The following is a 22260-nucleotide window of genomic DNA, read 5'->3' on the forward strand; positions in this document are numbered from 1 at the left end:
TTTCACGTGAAACATTTTGATGTGATTGTCATCGGCGGGGGCCACGCCGGCGCGGAAGCTGCGCATGCTGCGGCGCGTATGGGCGCGGAGACCGCTCTTGTTACCATGCGGCGTGAGGATATTGGTGTGATGTCCTGCAATCCAGCCATCGGCGGTCTGGGAAAAGGCCACCTTGTCCGAGAGATTGACGCGATGGATGGCGTGATGGGCCGTGTTGCGGATGAAGCCGGAATCCAGTTCCGGTTGCTGAATCGGCGGAAAGGCCCGGCGGTTCAAGGCCCCAGAACCCAGGCGGACCGCAAGCTATATCGGCAGGCCATGCTGCGGGAGACTGAAAATCAACTGAATTTGTCCATTGTTGAGGGCGAAGTTGTCGATCTGATAATTGATGGGCAGAAAGTTGCGGGTGTCGAGCTGGCAACGGGTGCCAAACTGCACTCGCGAGCCGTGATCCTCACTTCCGGAACCTTCCTGCGCGGCCTTATTCATATTGGTGACGTATCACATTCTGGCGGCAGAATGGGGGATCGTCCGTCGATCCGTTTGGCAAAGCGGCTTGACCAATTCGATCTGCGCATGGGGCGTCTGAAAACCGGGACCCCGCCAAGGCTGGATGGGCGAACAATCGATTGGACGGATTTGCAAATGCAACCGGGGGATGATGACCCGGTGCTTTTCTCTTTTTTGTCCAACCAGGTCTCAGCACAACAGATATCATGTGGGATTACCCATACGAACGAACGGACCCACGAAATTATCCAAAAGAACCTTGATCGCTCCGCGATGTACGGAGGGATGATCGAAGGAACAGGGCCACGATATTGCCCGTCCATCGAAGACAAGGTTGTCCGTTTCGCTGAAAAGACATCGCATCAGATATTTCTTGAGCCTGAAGGGGTGGATAATCATACGATTTATCCAAACGGAATTTCCACCTCATTGCCTGAGGACGTTCAGGAAGCCTATGTGCGCTCGATCAAGGGGTTGGAAAATGCTGTCCTCCTTCAACCCGGCTATGCGATTGAGTATGACTTCGTTGATCCACGATCGCTTAAATCAAACCTTGAGCTGAAAGATGTGCAGGGGCTGTTCCTTGCGGGTCAGATCAACGGAACAACCGGGTACGAAGAAGCGGCAGCGCAGGGATTGGTTGCGGGATTGAATGCGGTGCGTTCAGTGCGGGAGCAGCCGGAAATAGTGTTCAGCCGCGCAGAAAGTTATATCGGTGTGATGATTGACGATCTTACAACCCGTGGCGTGACGGAGCCTTACAGAATGTTCACGTCCAGGGCCGAGTTCCGGCTGTCACTGCGGGCCGACAACGCGGATCAACGGCTGACACCTCTGGCCATCGTGATCGGCTGCGTATCTGAGCGGAGAAAAGAGGTTTTTGAACAGAAACTCTCCAAATTGACCATGGCAAAAGCAACTCTTGAAGAACGGAGCTTCACGCCAAAAGAGCTTACCGACATTGATGTTGTGATCAGCCGCGATGGGGGCCGACGGACCGGCATGCAATTGCTGTCCTTTCCAAACGTCGGTTTCTCGGATCTTGAGCCGCTGTTTCCGGAGCTTGAAGCACTGGACGGGCCAATCAAGCAGCAGGTGGAATACGATGCGCTGTATGCCAATTACCTTGCCAGGCAGCAGAAAGACATTGATGTTCTTCGCAAAGATGAAGGGTTCAAGATTCCTGATGGCTTCGATTACAATGCCCTCGAAGGGCTGTCGAACGAGTTGAAGGGAAAGTTGATCCAGGCCAAACCTGCCAATCTGGCTCAGGCGGCGCGGATTGAGGGGATGACACCGGCGGCTTTGACCTTGCTGCTGTCGCGCCTGCGGCGTCTGGATAATCGGTTGCGGGCATGACATCTCTGGACGGCTTGAATGTTTCACGTGAAACATCTGATCTTCTTTTGCAGTTTTCCGCGTTGGTGGAAAGGTGGACGGTCAAGATCAATCTGATTTCAAAGGCGAGTGTCGGTGATATTTGGAAGCGGCATGTCGCTGACTCGGCTCAATTATTTGAACTGGCACCGGAATTTGATCATTGGGTGGATCTGGGCAGCGGTGGAGGGTTTCCCGGTATCGTCATCGCCATTATTGGAAAAGAGGCACAACCTGATGCCAAGATCACCTTGGTGGAAAGCGATCTGCGCAAGGCCACCTTTCTAAGAACGGCGATCCGGGAGCTTGGCTTGAACGCTACTGTCATTGCCGATCGGAACGAAGAAATGCCGTCCTTGTGCGCCGATGTGCTTTCGGCGCGGGCGTTGGCTGATCTGCCAACCCTTCTGGAATACGCAGATTTGCACTTGGTTCGGACCGGAACAGCCATCTTTCCCAAAGGCCAGAATTGGCGAAAAGAGGATGAAGCCGCACGAGAATTGTGGTCATATACCCTCGAGCCCGTTAAGAGTAAGACCAGCGCTGAAGCCGCCATTTTGCTGATCAAGGATGTATCGCGTGTCTGACCTGTCCCGTCCGCAAGGGCCGAAAATCATTGCGGTTGCAAACCAGAAAGGGGGAGTCGGCAAGACAACAACCTCCATCAATCTGGCGGCTGCATTGGTTGAGGCCGGCAAACGCGTTCTTGTGGTCGATCTTGATCCGCAAGGGAACGCTTCCACCGGTTTGGGTGTGGAAAGTGACGCGCGTGAGTTTACGACCTACGAATTGCTGCTTGAGGATATCTCCCTGGATGAAGTCATTCAGGAGACGGATTTCGACGGTTTGTACATTGTCCCGGCGACAATTGATCTGAGCTCTGCCGATATCGAGCTGATTTCAAATGAAAAGCGCAGCTTTCTCTTGCATGATGCGCTCAGGCAGACCGCCATGGACGCCTTTGCCCTGGATTATATTCTGATTGACTGTCCGCCGTCACTTAACCTGCTGACAGTCAACGCGATGATCGCGGCGCATTCCATCCTTGTTCCCTTGCAGAGCGAATTTTTCGCCTTGGAGGGGCTTTCGCAGTTGATGCTGACAATCCGCGAAGTCCGGCAAAGCGGTAACAAGGACTTGCGCATCGAAGGTGTGGTTCTGACAATGTATGACAGGCGGAATAACCTGTCCCAACAAGTGGAGAACGACGCCCGGAGCAATCTGGGGGATCTTGTTTTCAAGACCGTCATCCCCCGGAATGTCCGCGTCAGCGAGGCACCCAGTTTTGCCATGCCCGTCCTGACCTATGACACCTCGTCAAAAGGTGCATCGGCCTATCGCGCGCTCGCAAAAGAACTGATCAGTAACAACTCAATCTGAGGAAAACGACATGGCAGACAAACAGGAACGGAAACGCGGCTTGGGTCGAGGCCTGTCTGCCCTGATGTCGGATGTCACTGAATCGGAGCGGGTCGCGGCCCAGGGGGTTGCAGCAGCGGATCAGTTTGTCCCGATAGAGAGGATTTCACCGAACCCGGATCAGCCAAGAAAGCGGTTTGAGCAATCGGACCTGAACGATCTTGCATCCTCCATCCGCGAAAAGGGTGTGATCCAGCCCCTTATTGTTCGTGCGCGCTCAGATGGCAGTTTCGAAATTGTCGCTGGCGAACGCCGCTGGCGGGCTGCGCAGCTGGCACAACTGCATGAACTGCCTGTCATCGTCCGCGACTTTTCGGACGCCGAGGTGCTGGAAGTTGCGATCATCGAGAACATTCAGCGTGCCGACCTGAACGCGATCGAAGAGGCGGCGGGTTACCGGCAATTGATGGACAAGTTTGGCCATACGCAGGAAAAGATGGCAGAGGCGCTGGGAAAAAGCCGCAGCCATATCGCAAACCTCTTGAGGCTCTTGACGCTGCCCGACGCGGTGATCGACATGGTGCGTGGCGGTGACCTCAGTGCGGGGCACGCAAGGGCCCTTATTCCGGCATCTGACCCTCTGAAACTGGCGCAGGCGATTTTCAAAGGCGGCCTTTCAGTCCGCGCCGCCGAAGCTTTGGTCAAGAACGAGTTGAAGGGAGACTCAGGCCCTGCAAAATCACCATCGAATACGGCGTCAAAAGACGAAAAGGATGCCGATACCAGGGCGCTTGAGGGCGATCTGTCGGCCTCACTTGGCATGAAGGTGACGCTGAATCACAAGTCGGGGCATAAATCCGGCCAACTGGTGATCAAATATGACTCGCTTGAGCAACTGGATGAGCTTTGCCGGATTCTGGGCGGGTCTTAACCAGGGAGCAGGGCTTCGATCACCGAGTTCATAACCATAAACCCTTGATCTGTAACGGTTATTCGTCTCTTCTCTGGCTCAACCATGCCAATTTCAACCAAGTGCTCCAGGGCCGCCGGGTCCAGGGTCTCTCCGGCCAGGGCCGCATAGCGTGCGGGGTCGATCCCTTCCTTGAGCCTCAAGCCCATCAGCAGATATTCCGCCGCCTGATCCATTCCGGACAACAGGCTGCGGGGCTTTTCACTTGTGAGTTCAGTAACCCCAGTTAGCCAGCGGTCCGGCTGCCCGTAACATTCTGTCGCCCACTTTTGCCCGCCAATGGTCAGGCGGCCATGCGCGCCGGGGCCGATGCCGACATAATCCCCATAGCGCCAATAAATCAGGTTGTGCTGGGATTGCGCGCCGTCGCGGGCATGGTTCGATACTTCGTAAGCGGGCATGCCCATGGTGCCGCAGATGTCCTGCGTCAAGCTGTAAAGATCGGCGCCAAGGTCGTCGTCAGGCAGGCCGCGCAGTTTGCCTTTGGCGTATCTGTCGCCAAACGCCGTCCCGTTTTCGATTGTCAGCTGGTAGAGGGATAAATGATCTATCGCGAGGGATAGTGCCTGTTTCAGCTCGGCCTCCCATTCCGCGAGGGATTGATCCTGCCGGGCATAGATCAGGTCAAAACTGACGCGATCAAATTCGTTGCGGGCGATGTCAAAAGCGGCCAGCGCCTCCGCTGCATTGTGCAGCCGTCCCAGCCGGCGCAGGTCTGCGTCGTTCAGGGCCTGAATGCCCATGGACACGCGGGTGATGCCTGCTTGTTTGAAACCAGCGAACCTGCCTGCCTCAACCGAACTCGGGTTCGCCTCCAACGTGATTTCCAGATCGTTGGCGGTGGGCCAATGCGCCCGGATAGCGTTGATGATCTCTGCGACCGTTTCCGGCTCCATCAGGCTGGGCGTGCCACCTCCGAAGAATACCGCATTCAGCACGCGGCCTTTTGTTTCGACGGCTGCCCGTTTCAATTCCACCAGATAGGCGTCCCGCCATGCGGAGTGGTCGATCCGGCGGCTGACGTGGCTGTTGAAGTCACAATAGGGGCATTTCGCCTCGCAAAAGGGCCAATGGATATAAAGGCCAAAGCCCCCGTTTTGCCAATCTTCAGTCAAAGCAGCCGTTGATCAGCTTGGCGAAGACATCCGCGCGGTGGCTGATGGCGTTCTTCTGATCGGCGGTCATTTCCGCAAAGGTTTGTTTATGCCCGTCAGGTTGGAACATCGGGTCGTAGCCGTGCCCAAGCTCTCCCCGGATTGGCCAGACCAGAGTGCCGCTCACGGTTCCCTCGAACACCTCGTCATGGCCATCAGGCCAGGCCAGGACCATTGTCGCGCAAAACCTTGCCCGGCGGGGGTGGGGGGCGTTCGCCTTTTCCAGCAGGTCGTGGGTCTTGGTCATCGCCATCAGGAAATCCCGGCCGTTCGGCGTTTCGGCCCAGTCGGCGGTATAGACACCGGGTGCGTTATCCAGCGCCTCGACCTCGATCCCGGAATCATCGGACAGGGCGGGGATGCCCGTGGCCTTTGTGGCCGCATGCGCCTTGATCCGTGCGTTGCCGACAAAGGTGTTCTCCGTCTCTTCCGGCTCGGGCAGGTTCATCTCGGCGGCACCGACAACCGAGACGCCGTAAGGCGCGAACAATTGCTGCACCTCCTCCAGCTTGCCCGCGTTATGGGTGGCAAAGAGGATACGGGTCTCGGTGAATTTGCGGGTCATGCGGTAACGGATTTCTGGAGTTCGACCAGTTCGGAAACGCCTTTTTCGGCCAGATCCATCAACTGGTTCATCTGATCGCGGGAATAGGTCGATCCCTCTGCGCTCATCTGGATTTCGATCAACTTGCCGGTGCCGGTCATGATGAAATTGCCGTCGACGCCGGCATCGGAATCTTCCGGGTAATCCAGGTCAAGCACCGGCTGGCCCGCATAGATGCCGCAGCTGACGGCAGCAACGGGATCGACCAGCGGGTCGGAAATGACATCGCCTGCCTTCATCAGCTTGTTCACCGCAAGGCGCAGCGCGATCCAGCCGCCGGTGATGGAGGCGCAACGGGTGCCGCCATCGGCTTGCAGCACGTCACAGTCGATTGTGATCTGACGTTCACCCAGGGCGACGCGGTCGACCCCGGCGCGCAACGCCCGGCCGATCAGGCGCTGAATCTCGACGGTCCGGCCGCCTTGTTTGCCCATGGCGGATTCGCGGCGCATCCGCGTGTTGGTCGCGCGGGGCAACATGCCGTATTCCGCCGTCACCCAGCCCAGCCCGGAGCCCTTGATGAAAGGCGGCACCCGATCCTCGATTGTGGCGGTGCACAGAACATGAGTATCGCCCACCTTGATCAGGGCGGAGCCTTCCGCGTGTTTGGTAAAGCCGACCTCAACTGAGACAGCGCGCATTTCATCGAGTTTCCGGCCTGAAGGTCGCATGGATCATCCTTTTTGAACTGCCATCGGCATAGCGCCCAGCACCGCAACGATGCAACCCCGATTGACGTTTCCCCCAATGGCACCTTTATTGGTGGCATGAGTGAAACTTCGGATCTTTTGAATGAGATGAACGAAAGGTCCCGCGAGGTGTTTCGCCGGGTTGTCGAAGGCTATCTTGCCAGCGGTGATCCAGTCGGATCCCGCACATTGACCCGCGACTTCAGTGAAAAGGTCAGCGCGGCAACGATTCGCAATGTCATGCAGGACCTGGAATACATGGGCGTGTTGGGCTCGCCCCATGTCAGCGCGGGCCGTATTCCGACGCAACTGGGGCTGCGCATGTTCGTGGATGGCATGATCGAGCTTGGCGATCCTACCGAAACGGACCGTGAAAAGATCGACGCAACCCTGGGCGACAACGTGTCTGATGTCAGCGGCTTGCTGGACCGGGTCGGTTCGGCATTGTCCGGTGTCACGCAGGGCGCATCGCTGGTCCTGACGCCAAAGCACGAGGCGCCGATCAAACATATCGAGTTTGTTTCGCTTTCTCATGACCGCGCGCTGGTTGTTCTGGTGTTTTCGGACGGTCATGTGGAAAACCGCCTGTTCTCGCCACCACCGGGCCAGACACCCAGTTCGATGCGCGAAGCGGCAAATTTCCTGAACTCCCTTGTCGAAGGCAAGACGCTGAGCGAATTGCAGCGGAGCATCGCACAGACGATCACGGAACGTCGGCAGGAAATTGACCTTCTGGCGCAGCAACTGGTTGAAAGCGGTCTGGCGCTTTGGACCGGGGATGATGAAAATTCCGAACGGTTGATCGTGCGGGGACGGTCCCATCTGTTGGGAATCGACGCGGCAGAGGAGGACCTGGCCCGCATCAGATCCTTGTTCGACGACCTTGAGAGGAAGCGTGATATTGCCGAATTCCTCGAACTTGCCGAAGGTGGCGACGGTGTTCGCATTTTTATCGGCTCAGAGAACAAACTTTTCTCACTTTCGGGTTCCTCTCTGGTGGTTTCCCCTTATATGAACGCTGATCGAAAGGTGATCGGGGCCGTCGGTGTGATTGGCCCCACGCGGCTGAACTACGGTCGCATTGTGCCGATTGTAAATTATACTGCGCAACTGGTCGGAAAACTGGTTTCCGACCGGAGCTAGAGGGGAAAAATGGCTGAGCCGAAGAACGATGATTTTCTCGACGATATTGATGCGGCGGAAGACGAAGAATTTGCTGACAGCATGGCGGAAATCGACGATGAAGCGCTGGAACTGGACCAGCTGCGGGCAGAGCGCGATCAGCTGAAGGACCGTTTCATGCGGGCCCTGGCGGATGCCGAGAACGCGCGCAAGCGGTCGGACAAGGACCGGCGCGAGGCTGAGAACTATGGCGGGTCAAAGCTCGCCCGTGACATGTTGCCGGTCTATGACAACATGAAGCGTGCACTGGAAGCCGCCACCGAAGAACAGCGTGCCGTGTCGGGGCCGTTGCTGGAGGGTGTCGAGCTGACAATGCGCGAGCTTCTGAACGTGTTCAAGAAACATGGCATCGAAGTCATTGCGCCGGAAGTGGGTGATCGTTTCGATCCCAAGCATCATCAGGCGATGTTCGAGGCGCCGGTTCCCGATACCAAGGCGGGTGACATCATCCAGGTCGCCGCAGAGGGGTTCATGCTGCACGACCGTCTGCTCCGCCCGGCACAGGTTGGCGTGTCATCGACGCCCGCAGGTTAATGCGGCAACTGTCGATTTAGTGTATTTGGAAGAACAATGAAGAGGCGGTCAGGTTTTGGCCGCCTCTTTCAGTTTGTAGAGCAGATCAAGCGCTTCCCTTGGTGTCAGTTCGTCGGGAATGATCGCGGCAAGTTGTTCGTCAACTTCGGATTTCTGTCGTTTCACCGGTGCCGGGGCGGGATTGACCGAGAACAGCGGCAGATCGTCGATCAGGGTCTTTTGCGTGGCCCCGCCCTCGCGCTCGCCTTTTTCCAGCGCCTCCAGTACCACACGCGCGCGGGCGATCACGGTTTCCGGCAACCCGGCAAGCTGCGCCACCTGAACGCCATAAGACCGGTCTGCGGCGCCCTTGCGGACCTCGTGCAGGAACACGACCGACCCTTCCCATTCCTTGACCGCGACCGTGGCATTGTCGACGCCATCCAGCTTGTTCGAAAGGGCTGTCATCTCGTGATAATGGGTGGCGAAGAGGGCGCGGCATTTGTTTGCATCATGCAGGTATTCCAATGTGGCCCAGGCGATGGACAGCCCGTCATAGGTGGCGGTGCCGCGCCCGATCTCGTCAAGGATGACAAGGGCGCGATCGTCGGCCTGATTCAGGATCGCGGCGGTTTCGACCATTTCGACCATGAAGGTGGACCGCCCCCGTGCCAGATCGTCAGACGCGCCAACGCGGCTGAACAATTGGCTGATCAACCCGATATGCGCACTGACTGCGGGCACGAAGCTGCCCATTTGCGCCATCAGCGCGATCAGCGCGTTCTGCCGCAGGAAAGTGGACTTACCGGCCATGTTCGGCCCGGTCAGCAGCCAGATATGCGCGCCATCGCCATCAATACCAAGATCGCAGTCATTCGCGACAAAGGGATCGCCGGCCTGTTGCCGCAAGGCGCGTTCGACCACCGGGTGCCTGCCGCCTGAAATGTCAAAGGCGCGTGAATTGTCCACCGTGGGCCTGACCCAGTTTTCCGCTTGCGCCAGATCGGCCAGCCCGAAGGCCAGGTCAATTTCCGCCAGTCCGGATGCCGCATGACCGATTTCGGCGGCATGGTTCAGAACCGCCTGTTTCAACTCTTCGAACAGTTGCTTTTCGATCTCCAGCGCGTGGTTGCCGGCGTTGAGGATTTTGGTTTCCATCTCCGACAGTTCGACGGTTGTGAACCGCACCTGATTGGCCGTGGTCTGGCGATGGATGAACTTTTCAGACAATGGTGCGGACAACATCTTTTGCGCATGAGTTGCCGTGGTCTCGATAAAGTAGCCCAGGACGTTGTTATGTTTGATCTTGAGCGAGGAAATCCCCGTGTCAGAGATAAATTTCTGCTGCATGGACGCAATGACACCGCGGCCCTCGTCCCGCAGTTGCCGTGCCTCATCCAGTTCGGCGTGGTAACCCGGCGCGATGAATCCGCCATCCCTCGCCAGCAAGGGCGGTTCTGCGATCAGGGCCTGATCCATCAGGTCTGTCAGCGTGGCATGGCCATCGAGCCCACCAATGGCCTCTGCCAGCAGGGGCGGCAGATCCTGTTCCCGCAGCGTTTGGGCCAGCAGGGTGGCTTCGGCCAACCCGTTTCGGATCGTTGCAAGATCCCTTGGTCCGCCGCGGTCGAGCGACAGCCGCGACAGCGCCCTGTCCAGATCTGGCACCTTACGCAGGGTGTCCCTGATTTGCCGGGTAACGCGGGTGTTTTGATAACCGTATGCTACGGCCTCCAGCCGCTGCGAAATCGTCTCCAACACACGCGACGGGCTGGAAATGCGCCGTTCCAGAAGGCGCGCGCCACCGGCTGTGCATGTCCGGTCCATGATCGCCAGCAGCGACCCCGCGCGCCCACCATTCAGCCCATGGGTCAGTTCCAGGTTCCGCCGCGTGGCCGCGTCGATCTGGACATTGCGCGCTTCGTTTTCCTTTTGCGGAGGGCGCAGCAGCGGCAGCTTGCCCTTTTGCGTGATCTCCAGATAGTCGATCAGCGCGCCCATCGCTGAGACTTCAGCGCGGGTGAAGCTGCCAAAGGCGTCCAGCGTGCCAACCTCATAGAGCGCACAAATCCGTTTTTCGGCATTAGTGCTGTCAAAGGCGGATCGCGCAATGCCGGTCAGGGCGGTGCCGAACTCTGATTCCAGATGGCGATAGTCCGCTTCCCGTGTCTCGGAGACAATCAGCTCGGCGGGGGCAAGGCGGGCCAGTTCCGGGCCAAGCCGGACCGCGGGCAGGGCCATCACCTGAAAGAAACCGGTGGAGATATCGACCCAGGCCAGCGCCGCCTCGTCCCTGACCTCGGCAAAGGCAGCAAGATAGTTGTGCCGACGCGCCTCCAGCAGCGTTTCCTCGGTCAGCGTGCCGGGGGTGACCAGCCGCACAACATCACGTTTCACAACGGATTTGTGGCCGCGTTTCTTGGCCTCTGCCGGGCTTTCCATCTGTTCACAGACGGCAACGCGGAACCCCTTGCGGATCAGCGTCAGCAGGTATCCTTCGGCTGCATGGACCGGGACGCCGCACATCGGGATGTCATCGCCCGCGTGTTTGCCGCGTTTGGTCAGGGCAATATCCAGCGCCTCCGCCGCCGCGACGGCATCGTCAAAGAACATCTCGTAGAAATCGCCCATGCGATAGAACAGCAGCGCATCGGCATAGCCCGCCTTCAGCTCCAGGTACTGCGCCATCATCGGCGTTACTTTTTCGCTGCTCACCCGGTTTTCTCCCTTTATTGTGTGTCTGTACAAAAACAGGTCGCGCAGTGAAAGGGGCGGCGTGATTGTTCGCGGTGGACGGGTTGGACAGGCGTGCTAGAAACGTTGCCAACATCCAAGCCCCAGAAAGACGCCGATCCTTTGCGCAACAAGATCGAATTGAAATTCCCGCCCGAGACCCTGTTCCTGAATCCATGGGTGGACGAGGGGATCAGCCTGCTGCGCGCGCCGGATTTTATCTGGCGGCCGATGCCACGCACGGTGATCGAGGGTTTCGCAGCCAGCGCGCATGAAGAGATCAACAAAAAAATCAGTTCTTTTCTTGCCGTGACGAAAAAGCAGAAGGTGTTTCGCAAGGCGCTTGAATTCAACGCGGTTCCGGTGGTTCTGGAGCAGGCAAGTTTTCGCAAATCCTATATCATGGCGCATGATCGGCTGTTGCTGAGCGGTGCATCCGGGACGCGCCTGATCAACCGGTATCGTTGGGAAAACGAAGACGCGGATTTTGATGTGGACATGATGCTGGATGCCTATCTGGCCGGATGTCGCAGTACCAACACATCGCGGCAGTTACCGCTGTATTCTGCTGTGTTAGAGCCTGATACTCCCTTTGCGGTCGAGTGCCGGAACACGTTCAATTTTTATCACTTCCTGACCGAAGCGCTGCCCCAGCTGACCCTGTTGGATGATCTGGAGTTTCAGGGAAACATCTATTTCCATTTCCCCAACGCCGAGGAGAAACACCGCCCCTTTACCGAAGCCTTCGTCGAGGCGCTTTTCCCCGAGTATGCCGGGCGGGTCTTTTTCGAACGCGCGCCAAAGGAATACGACAAGGTGTTGACCGCCTATGATTTTATTGGCGGACATGCGCAGATGCCAGCGGAGATGCTGCAAGGGATTGCGGCCCTTGCCCCCGCTGCCGTTGATCAGGACGAAGATCTGCTGAACACCAAAAATAACGCCAACCTTGCGATGAATTCGGTCAGCAATATGTTGCTTGCCCTGCGCCAACGGGCGCTGGCTGCAATCGAGGGTGAGGAATTCCCGCATTTGCCGACCCGGTTCTTTGTCGGGCGTGACTCGCGGCAGAGCCGTGACAGACATATGGCAGGCGAGGACCTGCTGTTGGAGCATCTTGGCCTGTTCGACTTTGAATATGTCGTGTTCGAGAACCTGCACCCTCTTGAACAGGTTGCCCTGATGGCGCGGGCCGAGGTGATGATCTCATATCACGGGGCGGGCTTTGCGAATATGCTTTTTGCCAGTCCCGATGCCCATGTCATCGAGATCGGAACCTTGCAGACAGCGCAATTCAGGTGGGGTGATTTCTGGCCACTGGCCAATGCGTCGCAGTGCAAATACATCAGCTTTTTCGCGGATTTCAATGCCGATGATCCCTTGGTAGAGCCACATTTCGGCAAAGACAGCATTGTTCCAGTTGCGGTATCGGAGGCGGCTGTCGCGCAGATCATGGCGTTTGTTGTCAGCATCCTTGGCCATATCCCCGACCTGAAGTCTGTCGATGCCGTGGCGCGGCTGGCGCGGGAGCTTTTTCAGGCGGGGTCTGCGGCCCGCGCTGTTGCGGTGCTGGAGCAACACGCAAAAATGGTCACAGAGGATGTCGAGCTTTGCATCTTGAAGGCCGATTGCCACAAGGAGCTGGACGAGCCGAAGTCAGAGCTTGTCGCGCTGGACAAATCCTTCAAGGCGGACCCGACCCGCTGGCAAACCCTGATCCGGATCATTTGGTGCGCGAACCGCTGTGAACGCCCGCAGGTGATCCGCTGGGCGCTGTCCCGGCTTCAGTCCGATTTCCCCGAACGGCACAGCGCCTTTGTGAAAAACCATGAATGGGTGCGCTACATCACCTGAACCGGTTCCTGGGCCGAGATTGTGCATAGGCCGATTCACGGCTATTAGTCCCAAAAATTCAAAGGGTCCCGTCTGTGTCAAACAACCGTATCACCTCCGAAGAAGCACTTGCGTTCCACCTTGAGCCGAGTCCGGGCAAGTTCGAGATCACCGCAACTGTCCCGATGACGACACAGCGTGATCTGAGCCTTGCCTATTCGCCCGGCGTTGCGGTGCCTTGCGAGGCGATCGCGCAGAACCCGGAAACGGCCTATGATTACACCAACAAGGGCAACCTTGTGGCGGTGATTTCAAATGGCACCGCTGTGCTGGGGCTGGGCAATCTGGGTGCGCTGGCGTCCAAACCGGTGATGGAGGGCAAGTCAGTCCTGTTCAAAAGGTTCGCGGATGTGAACTCCATCGACATCGAGCTTGATACGGAAGACACCGAAGCGTTCATCAACGCGGTGCGTCTGATGGGTCCGACCTTCGGCGGGATCAACCTTGAGGATATCAAGGCACCCGAATGTTTCATCATCGAACAGCGTCTCAAGGAAGAGATGGATATTCCCGTCTTTCACGATGACCAGCATGGAACTGCGGTGATCTGCGCCGCAGGTCTGATCAACGCGCTGCATCTGTCGGGGAAGAAGATCGAGGATGTGCGCATCGTGCTGAATGGTGCCGGGGCCGCTGGCATCGCCTGTCTAGAGCTGCTCAAGTCGATGGGGGCCAAACATGACAACTGCATCATGTGCGACACCAAGGGCGTCATTTATCAAGGCCGCACCGAGGGCATGAACCAGTGGAAATCGGCCCATGCCGCGAACACCAAGCTGCGTACGCTTGACGAGGCGATGAAGGGGGCGGATGTGTTCCTGGGCGTCAGCGTCAAGGGTGCGGTGACGCCCGCGATGGTTGAAAGCATGGCGGACAATCCGGTGATTTTTGCCATGGCGAATCCCGACCCGGAAATTACGCCGGAAGAAGCCCATGCCGTGCGCATGGATGCCATCGTGGCCACGGGGCGCAGCGATTATCCGAACCAGGTGAACAACGTGCTTGGATTTCCCTATCTCTTTCGCGGGGCGCTCGACATTCACGCCCGCGCCATCAACGACGAGATGAAGATCGCCTGTGCCCATGCGCTGGCCAATCTCGCCCGCGAGGATGTGCCGGACGAGGTGGCGGTTGCCTATGGCAAGACGCTGACTTTTGGGCGCGATTATATCATCCCGACCCCGTTCGACCCCCGATTGATCCACCGCATTCCGCCTGCTGTTGCGCGGGCTGGCATGGACACCGGGGCGGCCCGCCGTCCGATCATCGACATGGACGCCTATGAGCTGAACCTGAAGTCCCGGATGGACCCGACGGCAAACATCCTGCGCGGCATCAACGCGCGGGCGCGCAACAACCAGGCCCGGATGATCTTTGCCGAAGGCGACGATCCGCGCGTGTTGCGGGCGGCGGTGATGTACCAGCGTGCCGGTCTGGGCAAAGCCCTGGTTGTGGGGCGCGAACCGGACGTAAAGGCGAAACTGGAAGCGGCCGGCATGGAAGATGCGGTGCGAGAGCTTGAGGTTGTCAATGCGGCGAACACCCATCATCTGGGCACCTACAAGGATTTTCTTTACCAGCGGCTCCAGCGCCGTGGCTTTGACAGCAAGGACATTCACCGTCTCGCGGCCCGCGACCGGCATGTGTTCGGCGCATTGATGCTGGCGCATGGTCATGGCGACGGTCTGGTCACCGGTGTCACCCGCAAGTCGGCGCATGTGCTGGAACGGCTGAACCACGTGTTTGAGGCAAATGCCGAACACGGTGCTGCCGGTTTTACCGCGCTGCTGCACAAGGGGCGGATCGTTTTCATCGCGGATACGCTTGTGCATGAATGGCCAAATGAGAACGACCTGGCCAACATCGCCGAAAGCGGCGCTGCCGTGGCGCGGCACATGGGGCTTGAGCCACGGGTGGCCTTCGTCAGCTTCTCCACCTTCGGTTATCCGGTGTCCGAGCGGGCGGAAAAGATGCATCTCGCGCCCGAGATCCTGGATACGCGCGGTGTCGATTTCGAGTATGAAGGCGAAATGACGGTGGACGTGGCGCTGAACACCAACGCGCAAAAGCAATATCCGTTCTCGCGTCTGACTGGCCCCGCGAACATCCTGATCGTGCCTGCGCGCCATTCCGCCAGCATTTCGGTCAAGCTGATGCAAGAGATGGCGGGTGCCACGGTGATCGGCCCCATCCTGACAGGTTTGGATAAGAGCATTCAGATCTGCTCCACCACCTCCACGGCCAATGACATCCTGAACATGGCTATTCTTGCGGCCTGCAAGGTCGGCGAATGATCTGGAATCTCGGCTCGATCAATGCGGACAATTTCTATGGCCTGCCGCATCTGCCCGGACCGGGAGAAACGATTGCCGCGACCAGCTTTCGGCAGGGGCTGGGGGGCAAGGGCGCAAACATGTCCGTTGCCGCCGCGCGGGCGGCGGCGCGGGTCATGCACATCGGTGCTGTGGGTCAGGACGGCACCTGGGCCTTGGCGAGGTTGCTGGAGTACGGGGTCGAGACGGCGCATATCACCGTGATCGACACCGCGACGGGCCATGCGAACATCAACATTGACGCGGCGGGTGAGAACAACATCGTGCTGTTCCCCGGTGCCAACCATATGATCACCGATCAGATGATCGGCGCGGCGCTGGCAGAGGCGTCGCCCGGTGATTTCCTGCTGATGCAGAACGAGACCCTGGGCCAGACCTTTGCCGCAGAGACGGCCAGACTGTTGGGGATGCGGGTTGCCTACGCCGCGGCACCCTTCAAGGCCGACAGCGTGACCCGGATCATCGAACATGTCGATCTGATGATCCTGAACGCGGTCGAGGCGGCGCAGCTGGAGAAGGCAACCGGCACGGCGCTGGGCGATCTGCCTGTCGCTGACATTGTCGTCACGCTGGGCGCAGATGGTTGCCGCTGGATTTCCGGCGCTGGCGGGACACATCGCGATTTTCCGGCTTTCAAGGCCGAGGTTGTGGATACGACCGGCGCGGGGGACACCTTTACCGGTTATCTGGTTGCCGCGTTGGACCGGGGCATGGAGATGCCCGAAGCGATCGAGCTTGCGCAGAAGGCGGGTGCGTTGATGGTGGCCCGGCAAGGCACCGCTGATGTGATCCCGGATCTCAAGGATATCCAGGACCACGATTTCGGGACCTGATTCTACAGCGTCCCGCCTTTAACCTGATACACTCCGTATCGCCGATGTCCCGAGAGCGCGAAGCGCGGCAGGGTATCGGCGATTCAAGTTTAAGGCGGGGCGCTTTAGCTGACGAAGGGTGCCGCGCTGCCCCAGAGCTGTTTCACACGCGCGTCCCGACCGCAGCCATTGCGATAGCGTTTGTAGGCCACGGATTTTTTGACCCCGATGCCGACGCTGCTGAATGTAAGCCTGTCACTGCTCTTGTAATAGTCCTGGTGGTAAGCGTCAGCAGGGTAGAACGGCACAGCCCCCAGAATTGGCGTGACCACTGTCTGGCCCAATTGCATCTGTGCATCCGCCTTGGCCTTTTCCGCCGCTGCCTTTTGCGCCGGTCCGGCCGCAAAGATCGCAGTGCGGTAGCTTTCGCCGCGGTCGCAGAACTGACCACCTGCATCAGTCGGGTCGACAGACCGAAAGAACATGGCCAGCAGGCTGTCGCGGCTGACAACATCCGGATCGAATGTGATCTGGACCGCCTCGTAATGGCCGGTGCCGCCCGCGGTGACCTGTTTGTAGGTCGGGTTCGGCGTGGTGCCGCCCGCAAAGCCGGAAACGGCTTCTTTCACGCCGCGCACGGATTCAAAATCGGCTTCTACACACCAGAAACAGCCGCCCGCGACTGTCAGCGTTTCGGTGCCGGCGGCCCGCGCGCTGCCCGATTGCACCACCAGCCCGACGGCAATCAACGCGCCCAGCACCAGTGCCTTGACCTGTGTCAGCTTCTTCATTTTCACCTCCATGCATCAGCCCTGTCTTTGCAAAGCTGAACCTGCATGAGATTTAGCGCAACCTGTGATCGGTCAATGTCACGCTGTGGTGAAAGCGCGTGATGGCTGTGTTGTCAAAAGCTGTCACGACGGTTCGATGTTTCCTGCAGGGCCTGGCGAAACAGCCGGATGGCCGGTGTGGGCTCTTCCTCCGCTGGGGCCATGATACCGACGGGCCCTGACATGCTGTTGGTGTCGATGGGCAGGGCCAGCATCCGGCCTGCCGCGATGTCACGCGCGACGACACCCTGGCTGATGATCCACACCGCCTGTGCCGCGCCAAGCGTCATGGCGCGCCCGAAAGCGCCCGAAACAGTCTCTATCTGCTGTGAATATCCTGCAATGCCCCGTTCGATCATGAACCGATCAACCAAGGGCCGGATCGCCGCACCGGGGGGCGGATAGAGGATGCGTTGGTCGGCCAGTGCGGCGGCGTCTGTGGTTTCCGACCTTGGGTGCCCCCTGGCCACGGCAAAGACCACCTTTTCTGAATAGAGCTGGGTAAAGGTCAGGCCGGTCATGCGGTCCGGTGGCCCCATGCGTCCGATCAGCAGATCAAAATCACCCGCGCGCAAACCGTTTATCAGATCCGTGATCGGCCCTTCGACAACGGTGACCGGCGTTGCGGGTGACAGGGCGGCGAACCGCAGGATCACGTCCGGCAGCAGGTCGGCGGAAACCGATGGCAGTGTCCCGATGCGCAGCGGCGCAGCACGGCCCGCGCTGAGCGCATCCAGGCCGGCCAGCCCGTGATTGACGGCGGCAAGCCCCTGTTCCGCGAATTGCCGAAACACCGCGCCCTCGCGCGTGAGGCTTACCCCGCCCCGCCCTCGGATCAGCAAGGTAACGCCAAGGATGGTTTCCAGATCGCTCAGGGTCTTGGATACCGTGGGCTGGGTCAGGAACATCTGCGCCGCCGCCGCCTTGAGGCTGCCGCCGCGCACCGTTTCGACAAAGGCCGAAAGGTGCCGCATTTTTATCTGTCTGGTCCGGTTGATTTCCATATTGGAATGTATAATGCATGTTTTGTCATTTTGAATGCAAGTATTGATAGGTTAAGGTCCGGTAACGGATCAGGGAGACCGCCATGTCAGAAAACTACGAAATCGGGATGCGGGTCCGCCGCGAGGTGCTGGGTGATGCCCATGTGGACCGGGCAGAGGCGGCCAAGGTCGATTTCGACGCGCCGTTCCAGACCCTGATCACCGAAGGGGCCTGGGGGACGCTCTGGGCTGATGATACGATCTCGCGACGGGAAAGGTCCATGTTGACCCTCGCCTTGCTGGCCGCGACCGGGAATTTCGAGGAAATCCCGATGCACATCCGCGCCAGTCGCAACACCGGGGCCGAGCCGCGCGATGTTTTACAGGCCTTTATGCATGTGGCTGTTTATGCGGGCGTGCCAAAGGCGAACCATGCGATTAAGCTGGCCAAACAGACCTACGCCGAACTGGGAGTTGAAATATGAGCACAGGACCCAAGACCGGAGGCTTTGTTCCGCGCGACCGCGGGTGGCAACCCGACGCGCTGACGCCGCCCTACAAAACCAGCGTCAAGCGCAGCCCGCAGGCGGCGTTGCTGTCTTTTCCCACCACGCTCAGCGAAGAGACGTCGCCGGTGTTCGGGCATGGTATGCTTGGGGAACTCGACAACGACCTGATCCTGAATTACGCCCAGCCGGGGCAAAGTGCGATTGGCCCCCGGATCATTGTCCATGGTCGGGTGCTGGATGAAATGGGCCGCCCCGTGCCGGGTGCTTTGCTGGAATTCTGGCAGGCCAACGCCGGGGGGCGTTATCGGCACAAAAAGGAAAAATACCTGGCACCGCTTGACCCGAATTTTGGCGGGTGCGGGCGCGCGATCACGGGCGAGGATGGGTCCTATGAATTCCGCACCGTGATGCCGGGGCCTTATCCCTGGCCTAACGGGATGAACGACTGGCGCCCGGCGCATATTCACTTTTCGGTCTTTGGCCACGGCTTTGCCCAGCGCCTGATCACCCAGATGTATTTCGAGGGCGATCCGTTGATCCCCCTGTGCCCGATTGTCGGCGTGTTGAAATCGCAGGAAGCGATTGACCAGCTGACCGCCCCGATGGACATGAACCGGACCGTCCCTATGGATGCGCGGGCCTACAAGTTCGACATCGTGCTGCGCGGTCGGCGGCAAACCTATTTCGAAAACCGGGTGGAGGGACTTTGACCATGGTACAGATACTCGACTACCTCAGGGAAAGCCCCAGTCAGACGGCAGGCCCCTATGTGCATATCGGCTGCACGCCGAATTTCACCGGGATCGAGGTTTACGGCGGCGATCTGGGGACAGCGATGAAGACCGGCCCGGTCCAGGGGCAGGAGATCGTGATCAAGGGAACGGTTTTCGACGGCACCGGCACGCCGCTGCGCGATGCGATGATCGAAATCTGGCAGCCCGATGCCGCGGGGCTGTTTGCCTCTGCCAATGAAACGCGCGGCACGCCTGATCCGAACTTTACCGGCTGGGGTCGGTCACCCGGCGATATGGAAACCGGAGAGTTCACCTTTGAAACGGTCAAACCGGGCGCGGTGCCGATGCCGGACGGGCGCATGCAGGCCCCGCATATCACGGCCTGGATTGTCGCACGGGGCATCAACATCGGCCTGCACACGCGGATCTACTTTGAGGATGAGGCAGAGGCGAACGCCAAGGACCCTCTGCTGAGCGGGATTGAGCACCAGAACCGCGTGCCGACACTGCTTGCCAGGAAAGAAGGTGAGGGTCAGTATCGTTTCGACATCCATCTGCAAGGGCCGAACGAGACCATATTTCTAGATATTTGAGGCAATGACATGACCAAACCCTGCATCATCTGCGTGGCGATCACCGGATCGGTCCCGACCAAGGCTGACAATCCGGCGGTGCCCGTGACCATCACCGAACAGGTGGAAAGCACCCAGGCGGCTTTTGAGGCGGGGGCCACCATCGCGCATTGCCATGTGCGCAATGACGATGAAACACCAACCAGTGACCCCGACAAATTTGCAGCATTGAAGGAAGGGCTGGAAAAGCATTGCCCCGGCATGATCGTGCAGCTTTCGACCGGAGGGCGCTCCGGTGCCGGGCAGGCGCGGGGCGGCATGCTGCCCCTGCGCCCGGACATGGCGTCGCTCTCGGTCGGATCGAACAACTTTCCCACCCGCGTTTACGAGAACCCGCCAGACCTGGTGGATTGGCTTGCAGCGGAAATGATCACCCATGACGTCAAGCCCGAGATCGAGGCATTTGACCTCAGCCACATCCTGAAGGCCGCCGAAATGCACAAGAAGGGCCAGATCAAGGATACGCCCTATGTTCAGTTCGTGATGGGGGTGAAGAACGCGATGCCCGCCGCCCGCGAGGTGTTCGATTTCTATCTCAAGACCGTCAAGCGGCTGTTTGGCGAAGATGCGGCGTGGTGCGCTGCCGGGATCGGTGCGAACCAGGTCATTCTGAACGACTGGGCCATCTCAAACGGGGGTCATGCGCGCACCGGACTGGAAGACAACGTGCGTTTTGATCGTGACACCCTCGCGCCATCGAATGCCGCATTGGTCAAACGCACTGTGGAAGTCTGCGACAAGTATGAACGCCCCGTCGCCACCTGGCAGGAAGCGCGAGAGTTGCTGGGGTTGCGCCCCGTCCTCTGACCGCAACAGGGTAGATGGTTCTTTCAAGTTCTGCCCAGGCCGCATTAACATCCAAGAGATACCTTGCGAACCTGAATCATGTGCGGCTAGATCAGAGTTCCAAAAACAGGGCTCGGGCTGAAACGCCGGTGCAAAACGGGGGGATGTGATGGACAAGGTTGCCGTGGTGACAGGTGCAGCAGGTGGCATGGGGCGGGCCATTGTCAGCCAATTGCTGACTGACGGTTATCATGTTGTCGGGTTGGATGTGGACGCGGCAAGCCTGAAGGGCATGGCAACCGATGGCTTTGATGGGATCGTGACGGACCTGATGGATGCGGCATCCATCAACGATGCCTTTTCAGAAATCCAAGCGCGGTATCAGGGTGTCGATGCCCTTGTTAATAATGCCGGGACTTGTTTCATGTCCGAATTCCCCGATATTCCCGCGGCCGAGTTCGAAAAGCAGATGGCGTTGAATTTTTCCGGTGCGTTCCACTGTTGTCAGGCTGCAATCAAGCTGATGAAGGGGCGCGATGGGGTGCGCAAGATCGTCAATATCTCGTCCAACGGCGCGTATAACTTCGATGCTTTTGACCCGCCTCACTATCGGGCGTCCAAGGCCGCACTGGATACTTTGACAAAAGATCTCGCCCGGCGTTACGCGACCGAAAAGATTGCGGTAAACTCCATTGCGCCAGCGATGACAGAAACGCCCTTGTTCGATGTGGTCAGCAAGGAAGTTCTGGCCAAAGCGATTTCGCAAATGCCTCATGGCCGCGCCATGCAGCCTGCCGAAATTGCGGCATGGGTAGGGTTCCTGATTTCACCTGCCGGGGATGTCTCCAGCGGCAATGTGATTATACTGAATCAGGGTCGAGACGTCCGATAGGGTCTACTCGAACCATTCAGGAGCCTTGCGCAGGTCCGGCCATTGTTCGGGGCTGTGGCCATAGATCACCAGCGCGTCCCGTTCATGCGCCAGTTGCATCAGCCGGTCGCCCTGCAAGATGGCCTGATCCACGTCCCATGATCCCGCAAACTTCTCGTCTATTTCCGACGCCCGGCTGATCGCGTCGGATGTCAGCAGGACCCAGCCGGTCTTGGGAAGGTCGACAAGAAAGGCCAGCTGCCCCGGCGCATGGCCCGGACAGTGCAGCACGTCGAATCCCGGCCCCAGAAGGAAGTCATTGCTCACCAGCCGGTAATCGCGATCCGGCCATTCCATCGCCTGTTTACCCGACCAATACAGCGGCCTTGGCAGGCTGCGTTCGGCGGCAGAAATCAGGATCGGCGCCTGCGGATATCCCGCCATGTCGCCGACATGGTCGATATGCGTGTGGCTCTGGATCATCAGGGTGACGTCCGACTTCTGAAGCCCCAGCAAGCCCAGTTGCGGGCCGGGCATGTTTTGCGGTGTCACGGACAGGACACGGCCGAAACTGCCCAGTTCATCCTCGCGCGTCGCCGCCTCGGCGTCCTGCGCGTATTTCTGTGGGAATCCGGTGTCGATCAAAACCACTTCATCGGCGTCGGTCTCAATGACATAGCCGCATATTCCGATGGTCCGGGGGCCTGCGTGTACTTCGAACAGGCCGTAATCCAATACGGCCAGACGTTTCGGTTTGCCCTTGAGCGTGATCTGGTTTTCCATGTC

Annotated in this window: 21 protein-coding genes; 14 read left to right on the forward strand and 7 right to left on the reverse strand. The window is 58.8% G+C overall.

Going from position 1 to position 22260, the window contains the following annotated elements:
* Nucleotides 1–6: 6 nt before the first annotated feature.
* From mnmG to A8B82_RS21960, 4 genes are read left to right on the forward strand one after another with little or no spacing between them, the layout of a single operon-like run.
* The gene (mnmG, locus tag A8B82_RS21945) at nt 7–1869 is read left to right on the forward strand and encodes a tRNA uridine-5-carboxymethylaminomethyl(34) synthesis enzyme MnmG (protein ID WP_067297450.1); all 1863 of its coding nucleotides are present in this window, start codon (nt 7–9) and stop codon (nt 1867–1869) included.
* On the forward strand, nt 1866–2474 hold the full coding sequence (gene rsmG / locus A8B82_RS21950; RefSeq protein WP_067297453.1) for a 16S rRNA (guanine(527)-N(7))-methyltransferase RsmG: 609 nt from the start codon (nt 1866–1868) through the stop codon (nt 2472–2474). Before mnmG ends, rsmG begins: the two co-directional genes overlap by 4 nt.
* The gene (locus A8B82_RS21955) at nt 2467–3267 is read left to right on the forward strand and encodes a ParA family protein (RefSeq protein WP_067297456.1); all 801 of its coding nucleotides are present in this window, start codon (nt 2467–2469) and stop codon (nt 3265–3267) included. The genes rsmG and A8B82_RS21955 overlap by 8 nt, the downstream gene beginning before the upstream one ends.
* A gap of 10 nt (nt 3268–3277) precedes the next feature.
* Nucleotides 3278–4177, forward strand: coding sequence for a ParB/RepB/Spo0J family partition protein (locus A8B82_RS21960; RefSeq protein WP_067297459.1), 900 nt, complete (start codon nt 3278–3280; stop codon nt 4175–4177).
* On the opposite strand, the gene hemW is transcribed toward A8B82_RS21960, so the two are convergent.
* Genes hemW through rph form a run of 3 tightly spaced genes read right to left on the reverse strand, consistent with a single transcriptional unit; the run spans nt 4174 to nt 6645 of the window.
* Nucleotides 4174–5331: a radical SAM family heme chaperone HemW gene (gene hemW / locus A8B82_RS21965; RefSeq protein WP_067297461.1), complete on the reverse strand. Its 1158-nt coding sequence runs from the start codon at nt 5329–5331 to the stop codon at nt 4174–4176. The genes A8B82_RS21960 and hemW overlap by 4 nt on opposite strands.
* Nucleotides 5324–5935, reverse strand: coding sequence for an RdgB/HAM1 family non-canonical purine NTP pyrophosphatase (rdgB, locus tag A8B82_RS21970; RefSeq protein ID WP_067297463.1), 612 nt, complete (start codon nt 5933–5935; stop codon nt 5324–5326). The genes hemW and rdgB overlap by 8 nt, the downstream gene beginning before the upstream one ends.
* Nucleotides 5932–6645, reverse strand: coding sequence for a ribonuclease PH (gene rph, locus A8B82_RS21975; protein WP_067297466.1), 714 nt, complete (start codon nt 6643–6645; stop codon nt 5932–5934). Before rph ends, rdgB begins: the two co-directional genes overlap by 4 nt.
* Before the next feature lie 96 nt (nt 6646–6741).
* Between rph and hrcA the strand changes: the two genes are divergently transcribed.
* Both hrcA and A8B82_RS21985 read left to right on the forward strand, forming a co-directional pair.
* Entirely contained in the window at nt 6742–7806 is a 1065-nt protein-coding gene (gene hrcA, locus A8B82_RS21980) for a heat-inducible transcriptional repressor HrcA (RefSeq protein WP_067297468.1), read from the forward strand.
* A 9-nt stretch (nt 7807–7815) separates the two neighbouring features.
* Complete coding sequence (locus tag A8B82_RS21985; protein WP_067297471.1) at nt 7816–8379, forward strand: nucleotide exchange factor GrpE; 564 nt, start codon at nt 7816–7818, stop codon at nt 8377–8379.
* 48 nt (nt 8380–8427) lie between these two features.
* Here A8B82_RS21985 and mutS read toward each other — a convergent pair whose 3' ends face one another.
* Nucleotides 8428–11049, reverse strand: a complete 2622-nt coding sequence (gene mutS, locus A8B82_RS21990) for a DNA mismatch repair protein MutS (RefSeq protein WP_067297474.1) — start codon at nt 11047–11049, stop codon at nt 8428–8430.
* Between the two features lie 165 nt (nt 11050–11214).
* Between mutS and A8B82_RS21995 the strand changes: the two genes are divergently transcribed.
* The 3 genes from A8B82_RS21995 to A8B82_RS22005 all read left to right on the forward strand — a co-directional run bounded on the left by A8B82_RS21995 (nt 11215) and on the right by A8B82_RS22005 (nt 16150).
* Complete coding sequence (locus tag A8B82_RS21995) at nt 11215–12945, forward strand: glycosyltransferase 61 family protein (RefSeq protein WP_067297476.1); 1731 nt, start codon at nt 11215–11217, stop codon at nt 12943–12945.
* 74 nt (nt 12946–13019) lie between these two features.
* On the forward strand, nt 13020–15278 hold the full coding sequence (locus A8B82_RS22000; RefSeq protein WP_067297479.1) for an NADP-dependent malic enzyme: 2259 nt from the start codon (nt 13020–13022) through the stop codon (nt 15276–15278).
* Nucleotides 15275–16150, forward strand: a complete 876-nt coding sequence (locus tag A8B82_RS22005; RefSeq protein ID WP_067297482.1) for a ribokinase — start codon at nt 15275–15277, stop codon at nt 16148–16150. The genes A8B82_RS22000 and A8B82_RS22005 overlap by 4 nt, the downstream gene beginning before the upstream one ends.
* A 104-nt stretch (nt 16151–16254) precedes the next feature.
* Here the strand turns inward: A8B82_RS22005 and msrA are convergent, their stop codons facing one another.
* Both msrA and pcaQ read right to left on the reverse strand, forming a co-directional pair.
* Nucleotides 16255–16920 carry a peptide-methionine (S)-S-oxide reductase MsrA gene (gene msrA / locus A8B82_RS22010; protein WP_067298132.1) on the reverse strand — a complete coding sequence of 222 codons (666 nt, stop codon included), beginning with the start codon at nt 16918–16920 and terminating at the stop codon, nt 16255–16257.
* Nucleotides 16921–17033: 113 nt separating this feature from the next.
* The gene (pcaQ, locus tag A8B82_RS22015; RefSeq protein WP_235604776.1) at nt 17034–17933 is read right to left on the reverse strand and encodes a pca operon transcription factor PcaQ; all 900 of its coding nucleotides are present in this window, start codon (nt 17931–17933) and stop codon (nt 17034–17036) included.
* 113 nt (nt 17934–18046) lie between these two features.
* On the opposite strand from pcaQ, the gene pcaC reads away from it, so the two are divergent.
* The 5 genes from pcaC to A8B82_RS22040 all read left to right on the forward strand — a co-directional run bounded on the left by pcaC (nt 18047) and on the right by A8B82_RS22040 (nt 21495).
* Complete coding sequence (pcaC, locus tag A8B82_RS22020) at nt 18047–18427, forward strand: 4-carboxymuconolactone decarboxylase (protein ID WP_067297487.1); 381 nt, start codon at nt 18047–18049, stop codon at nt 18425–18427.
* Entirely contained in the window at nt 18424–19161 is a 738-nt protein-coding gene (pcaH, locus tag A8B82_RS22025; RefSeq protein WP_067297490.1) for a protocatechuate 3,4-dioxygenase subunit beta, read from the forward strand. The genes pcaC and pcaH overlap by 4 nt, the downstream gene beginning before the upstream one ends.
* 2 nt (nt 19162–19163) lie before the next feature.
* The gene (gene pcaG / locus A8B82_RS22030) at nt 19164–19778 is read left to right on the forward strand and encodes a protocatechuate 3,4-dioxygenase subunit alpha (protein WP_067297494.1); all 615 of its coding nucleotides are present in this window, start codon (nt 19164–19166) and stop codon (nt 19776–19778) included.
* 9 nt (nt 19779–19787) lie between these two features.
* A complete protein-coding gene (locus A8B82_RS22035) occupies nt 19788–20624 on the forward strand; it encodes a 3-keto-5-aminohexanoate cleavage protein (RefSeq protein ID WP_067297497.1) in 837 nt (278 codons plus the stop codon).
* Nucleotides 20625–20772: 148 nt separating this feature from the next.
* Complete coding sequence (locus A8B82_RS22040) at nt 20773–21495, forward strand: SDR family NAD(P)-dependent oxidoreductase (RefSeq protein ID WP_067297500.1); 723 nt, start codon at nt 20773–20775, stop codon at nt 21493–21495.
* Nucleotides 21496–21498: 3 nt separating this feature from the next.
* Here the strand turns inward: A8B82_RS22040 and A8B82_RS22045 are convergent, their stop codons facing one another.
* Nucleotides 21499–22257 carry an MBL fold metallo-hydrolase gene (locus tag A8B82_RS22045; protein ID WP_067297503.1) on the reverse strand — a complete coding sequence of 253 codons (759 nt, stop codon included), beginning with the start codon at nt 22255–22257 and terminating at the stop codon, nt 21499–21501.
* Nucleotides 22258–22260: the final 3 nt, after the last annotated feature.

It is taken from the genome of Sulfitobacter sp. EhC04, assembly GCF_001650875.1.
Lineage (GTDB): Bacteria > Pseudomonadota > Alphaproteobacteria > Rhodobacterales > Rhodobacteraceae > Sulfitobacter.